Raw genomic sequence first — 6,950 nt, 5'->3', positions numbered from 1 at the left:
TCTCCGCCTGTGGCGGATTTGGTTTGTAGAATGGTAATGCCGAACTACATCCCGAAAGCATTCGGGATTAGTCCCTTTCTTTTGGACTATTATATATTGAGTTTCGGTATTAAACGCAATATAAATTTTGACAGCATCATCCTGTGCTCGTTGCCAAGCAATTATATTTGCAGACTTTTGTATAGCCATGTATTATTCATATTAAATTTTTATCTAAAACATAGTCCTTATTTTTAGGAAAACAAAATCAGGCAAAAGCCCCTTACCCCTTACCCCTTACTCCTTACTCCTGCTCCTTATTCCTTAGTCAAAAACGCTTTGCAACTCATTCACCCTGTTACTATCCAATTTTAATAGTATAAATAGCAATATAGTAAATCCTAAAAGAGATGAACCGCCATAACTAAAAAAGGGTAGGGGTATTCCAATTACTGGCATTACGCCAATGGTCATTCCTATATTTATTAGGAAATGAAAAAACAATATAGAAGCAACGGAATATGCATATACCCTATTAAATTTATTTCGCTGTCGCTCTGCTATCATTACCAGTCGCCAAAGGAAATATACAAATGATATAACAAACAAGCCGGTGCCTGCAAATCCCCATTCTTCTCCTACGGTACAAAATATGAAATCAGTAGTTTGTTCGGGTACAAAATCGCCTTTGGTTTGCGTTCCTTCCAGGTAGCCTTTGCCTAGCAAGCCTCCTGAGCCAATCGTAATTTTACTTTGGTGCACATTGTATCCCACCGATTTCAAATCTACTTCGCGGTTCAATAATACATTGATACGGTCACGTTGGTGAGGTTGTAATACTTTATTAAATACAAAATTTACGGAGAATACCAATATGCAAGAAATGGCAACTGTAATTAAAGTAAGATATATAAACGAACTTTGCCTTCGGAAAAGATATACTATAGCAAGTGCAACGGTAACCAATATCACGCATAATATGATAGGTTTTACCAATAATGATAATACTGCAAATATAACCATTACCAAACCCATGGCTAGTATATAACCAGGCAAACCTTCTCGATATAATACCAATATAAAAGACCCATATACCAATGCCGATCCTGTATCGTTTTGCAACAGTGTTATAAGCATAGGCAGTGCGATAATACCTGCACAATATAATTGTGTTTTCAGGTTTTTAAATTTTATATCATACCCCGATAGATATCTCGCCAACGCCAAACTTACCGCAAACTTACCAAACTCTGAAGGTTGAAAACCAAAGCCCCCAATACCGAACCACGACTTAGCTCCTTTCACCTCAGTACCAATAAATATAACAGAGAATATGAGGAACATAATAAAACCATATATCAACCAAGCAAAGGTGGGATAAATTTCGTATTCACTCAGCAATATAATAAAGCCCAATACCACCGATACGCCAATAAATATAAGTTGCTTGCCATGGTTTGTTTTCCAATCGAACAAACTGGCATGTTCTGGTTTGTAATCCGCAGCATAAATACAAGAGAAACCAAAGGCCACAAAAAACAGGTACATACCTATAGTAACCCAGTCGTAGCCTTGGGTGCTTATTTCTTTTTCTTGTGGGGTGGCGTCGAACATTTTTTTAGTCAGTAATTAGTAATCAGTAGTCAGTAATTAGTAATTAGTAATCAGTGGTCAGTAATTAGTAATTAGTGGTCAGTAATTAGTAATTAGTAGTCGGTGGTCAGTAATTAGTAAGCAGTAATTGGTAATCAGTGGTCAGTAATTAGTAATTAGTAGTCGGTGGTCAGTAATTAGTAAGCAGTAATTGGTAATCAGTGGTCCAGTAAACAGTAAACAGTAGTCAGTGGTCAGTAGTCAGTAAACAGTAAACAGTGGTCAGTAAGCGGTAATCAGCCCGCCGCGGCGGGCAGTAATCAGTGGTCAGTGGTCAGTAATTAGTAATCAGTAGTCGGTGGTCAGTAAGCAGTTCCATTCGGCGTCAGCTACTGACTACTGATTACTGGCTACTGTTTACTATCAACTATATTCTCTTCGGTTTCAATTTCTGATTTAGTATCGCTTGTTTCTTGTCTTTATTATTCTTGTTTTTTGGGTCTTTTTTATCGTCCTTGCTTGCGTCTTTGGGGGCATTTTCGTGCAATACATTTGGCATTAGGTTTCCTTTCTCCATGCGTTCTTTCATGGCTTGTCGCTTTACGGTATCTGTTAGGTATTGTTCCATCATCAGGCTGGCGATAGGTGCCGCCCACTCCGCCCCGAAACCTGCATTTTCTACCACCACCGCTATCGCAATTTTGGGATTATCTTTGGGAGCAAAAGCTATAAATACACTGTGGTCTTTTCCATGTGGATTTTGTGCAGTTCCTGTTTTACCACATATATCAATCCCTGTAATTTGTGCGACAGTACCTGTTCCGCCCTTTACCACATCGGCCATACCCTCTACCACCACATCATAATACTCACGGTTCACGGTAGTATAATTCTTTTTGGTAAACTGCTCTAATGGTTTTCTGTCTTTTCCAAAATGTTTGGCAATATGTGGATCTATATAATAACCTCTATTGGCCAATATGGCGGTAACGTTTGCCATTTGCAAAGGCGTTATTCCCAGCTCACCTTGACCGATGGCCAATGATATAATAGTACTTGCTTTCCAATGGTGCTGCCCATAAGTTTTATCATACATTTCAACTTTGGGCACTAAGCCCATACTCACTTGCGGTAACTCTATTCCCAATCGTATTCCCAAGCCAAAACTATTTATATGCTTACGCCATTGTTTGAAGGCTTCATCAACATAGCTATATTTATTATTGTCGATTACGGTTTTAAAAACATGGCAGTAATAAGCATTACACGAAATCTGAATCGCACCACGCAAATCGAGCGGGCCACCATGTGCGTGGCAACCTACGCGGTTACTGCCATTATTATAGCCACCACCGCAACCATAAGTAGTTTGTGGTGTGAGCACACCTTCTTGCTGCCCTATCAAGCTCATCACAATTTTAAAAATAGAACCCGGAGGATAAGGTGCTTGTATAGGTCGGTTGAACAAAGGCTTGGCAGGATCTTGTAATAGTTTCATATAATTATTGCCCCGCTCTCTGCCTATAAATAAATTAGGGTCATACCCTGGACTGCTTACCATACTAAGCACTTCGCCTGTTTTAGGTTCTATGGCAACCACACTTCCTACTTTATTTTGCAGCAGACTCTCGCCCAGCAATTGCAGTTTCACATCTAGCGTAGTATATAAATCTTCTCCGGTAATGGGCAGGGTATCATACTCTCCATTTTTATAACTCCCCTGTTCGCGGTTCAGTGCATCCACCAATACATAACGCACACCTTTTTTGCCCCGCAGCTTTTCTTCATAAGCACGCTCAATGCCACTGATACCAATGAAATCGCCCTGTCTATAATAACCGCCTGAGCGTGCAATATCACTATCATTTACCTCGCCTATATAACCCAATACATGGGCGGCCGATTTGTTTCGGTAGTTTCTGTCCGTTCTTTTCTCAATAAAAAAACCTGGGAAATCATATAGTTTTTCTTGAAACGCTGCAAATGTTTCTGGCGTGATTTGCTTTTCAAAAACCTGACTACGCTGCATACTAAATCCTTTCGATTTTCGCATCTTATCATAGCGTTGCAAAAAGCCTTGTTTGTCAATACTCAGCAATCGGCAAAACTCTATGGTATCAATTCCCGCACATTTGCCAGGTATCACCATCAGGTCATATATGGCATTGTTGAACACCATCAGCTCACCTTTACGGTCACGTATTAAGCCACGAGAAGGGTATTGGGTAACGTTGTGCAGCGTATTGTTTTTGGCAAACTCTTTATACTCATCTGCAAGCACCTGTAGGTAGAACAGCCGCAACAAAAATATAAACCCCACGATGGTGAATATAATAAAGAACGTGAATTGTTTGTTACTGTTTTGGGCTGACATGGACTTACGGCAAGGCGTGCAAAGTTAACCTTATATAAAGCTAAGTTTACCACTACCCTAAGCCAAATATCCACAGGGTATTGTTAATTGTCTTGGTTTGGTGGATTTGACAAATTTGGCCATGGTTGTGCGTTGCGTATTTGTTAAATTTGCGAAAGAAGAAGCTAATTTATTATAATAAAAGTAGCATTTAAATAATATAAAGTAAAATAGTCCATTGTTAATAAAACTATTCATAACTTTTGGCTATTCATAACAAATGCGAAATTACATTTGAAGCCGAAATGCAAACGAAAGAAACAGCATACAAAAAGATAGCACAACTCGTTGAAAGGTTTGATGAACAATACAATTCATATAAGAAAACTGAATATAACGAAACACTTACAAGGCGTGACTTTATTGACCCTTTCTTTAAAGCTTTGGGATGGGATATTGATAATGAAAATGGTTATGCTGAAAGTTATAGAGAAGTAATACACGAAGACAGAGTAAAAATAGGCAAGGCTACCAAGGCCCCCGATTATTCATTTCGCTTATCAGGCACCAAAAGATTATTTTTTGTCGAAGCAAAAAAACCAAGTATTTTTATAAAAAATGATATAATACCTGCCTACCAAGTTCGTAGGTATGGATGGAATGCAAAATTAGCTGTAAGTATAGTTACTGATTTTGAAGAATTGGCAGTTTACGATTGTACCAAACAACCCAAGCCTACTGATAAAGCATCAGTAGCACGTATTAAATATTTAACCTATAAAGATTATCTCACAGAATTTGATTTCCTATGGAATACTTTTAGCAAAGAAAGTGTACTTAAAGGTAGTTTTGATAAGTTCATTTTAGGCAATGCTAATAAAAAAGGCACCGCCACTGTCGATACAGCATTTTTGCAATCGCTCGATAGTTGGCGTACCTACCTCGCTACAAGTATTAGTTGGAATAACAAAGAATTAGACGAGGATGAACTTAATTTTGTAGTACAACAAACTATCGACCGTCTTATATTTCTGCGAATAGCAGAAGACAGAGGAGTTGAACCTTATGGAGCCATGCAGCAAGCAATTAAGCAAGGCGATTATTATCAAAATCTATTTCACTTTTTTAAGTTAGCCGATGATAAATATAACTCAGGTTTATTCGATTTTAAGAAAGACTCTATAAGCAAAGATATAAAGGTTGATAATAAGGTTGTCAAAACCATTATAAACGAATTATATTATCCCGAAAGTCCTTATGAGTTCTCTGTTCTACCAGTTGAAATTTTAGGAAGTGCTTATGAACAATTCCTTGGCAAGCAAATTAAAATAGACAAAGCTCATCGTGCCTACATAGAAGAGAAACCTGAAGTACGCAAGGCAGGCGGTGTGTATTATACCCCACAATATATAGTCGATTATATAGTAAAAAATACAATTGGCAAACTTATCGATAATAAAGCACCCAAAGATATATCAAAAATAAAAATTGTGGACCCCGCTTGTGGCAGTGGCAGTTTTTTAATTGGGGCATTCGATTATCTATTACGGTATCATCAAGATTATTATATACAAAAATCTGCTGAAGCCAAAAAAGATAAAGCACTAACACCCACAGGGGCATTAACTACATCAATTAAAAAACAAATACTTCTTAATAATATATATGGGGTCGATATAGATGTAAATGCAGTTGAAGTAACCAAACTATCACTACTACTAAAATGTATGGAAGGCGAAACCGAAGCAAGCATAGCCACCCAGCATAGTATGTTTAACGAGCGTGTATTGCCCACGCTCGATAGTAATATAAAAGATGGAAACAGTTTAATTGATACTGATTATTATGACGCACAATTAGATTTTGGCGGCGAAAAAAAAATAAAACCATTCAACTGGAAAAAAGCTTTTCCCGAAGTGTTTAAAATCTCTAAACCCAATATTGATACAGAAATAAAATATCATAATAAAAGAATTCTGAAACAGGCAAAAGACGAAGAAGATAAAGCTAATGAACTTATAAAAAAACTAGGTGGCATAGCAAAAGAATCAGAATTAAATTATGGTGACCAAGGAGGATTTGATGTTGTGATTGGAAATCCACCTTGGGGTGCAGAGTTTACTGAAGATACTGCTTGGTATATTAGAACAAATTATATTTCTGCGTATGATGGCAGTTTTGATTCATATTCTGCTTTCACTGAAAGAGCACTTTCAATATTACGGCAAGGTGGCGTTCTAGGATTTATTACACCAGATACTTTTTTGCGTAAAGATGATTTCTATTCATTTCGAAAATACATATTTCTTAATTATTCATTTTATGAATTAATTGAAACAGGGCCAGTTTTTTCTCAAGTTAGGGATACTTGGTGTTGTATATTTTTTATTAATAAATCGAGCCCTAAAAAAAACACATTTATACAACAAAAAAAAATAAGTCGATTTGTGGTTTCTGCAGAAGAAAGGTTGGATTGTTTTGGGAAATCTGAATGGGATGCAGATACTTTAATAGAGCAAAGCATTTGGGCAAATAAAGAAAAAATGATTGTGGGCTATAAAGCTTCAAAGTTCGAACAAGATATAATTGAGAAAATTGAAAAATATCCAAGACTTGGATTATTAAGTAATTATCAGCTATCTCGAGGAGAAGAAGGAAGTAAATATAATATCAAAGAAAGCCTAAAGGGAGATTATAGAATGGTAATACCTGCAGATATTAAAGCAAATTTTGTTGCAGAAGGGAAATCAATTAATAGCGAAGGTTTAACGCCAAATAAACTGAAGGCAATATATTCACATCCCAAAATATGGATAACAAGAATTCAAAAAATGAGATGGAAGAATAGAATTGTTTCAGCTATAGATATGCGAAACAATTCTGCAGGAATGAAAACACTGCAAACAATAACATCAAATACTAATAGTATAGATGATTTGTGTTACTTGCAATGTATATTGTTCTCAAAACTAATTAATTTTTATTGTATTAATTATTTATCAGACGACATGAATCAGTCATATTT

At 36.6% G+C, this 6,950-nt stretch carries 4 protein-coding genes; 2 read left to right on the top strand and 2 right to left on the bottom strand.

Going from position 1 to position 6,950, the window contains the following annotated elements:
• On the top strand, nucleotides 1–237 hold a 237-nt coding region (locus SGJ10_12740; GenBank protein MDZ4758991.1), incomplete at its 5' end, for a hypothetical protein.
• A gap of 66 nt (nucleotides 238–303) precedes the next feature.
• Here the strand turns inward: SGJ10_12740 and rodA are convergent.
• Both rodA and mrdA read right to left on the bottom strand, forming a co-directional pair.
• Entirely contained in the window at nucleotides 304–1,593 is a 1,290-nt protein-coding gene (rodA, locus tag SGJ10_12735) for a rod shape-determining protein RodA (GenBank protein MDZ4758990.1), read from the bottom strand.
• Between the two features lie 406 nt (nucleotides 1,594–1,999).
• Nucleotides 2,000–3,946: a penicillin-binding protein 2 gene (gene mrdA / locus SGJ10_12730; GenBank protein MDZ4758989.1), complete on the bottom strand. Its 1,947-nt coding sequence runs from the start codon at nucleotides 3,944–3,946 to the stop codon at nucleotides 2,000–2,002.
• A gap of 284 nt (nucleotides 3,947–4,230) precedes the next feature.
• Here mrdA and SGJ10_12725 point away from each other — a divergent pair.
• Nucleotides 4,231–6,950, top strand: a 2,720-nt coding sequence (locus tag SGJ10_12725; protein ID MDZ4758988.1) for an N-6 DNA methylase, incomplete at its 3' end; no start/stop codon positions are given.

It is taken from the genome of Bacteroidota bacterium (assembly GCA_034439655.1).
Lineage (GTDB): Bacteria > Bacteroidota > Bacteroidia > UKL13-3 > UKL13-3 > CANJUD01.
This window is presented reverse-complemented; position numbering and strand designations above follow the sequence as displayed.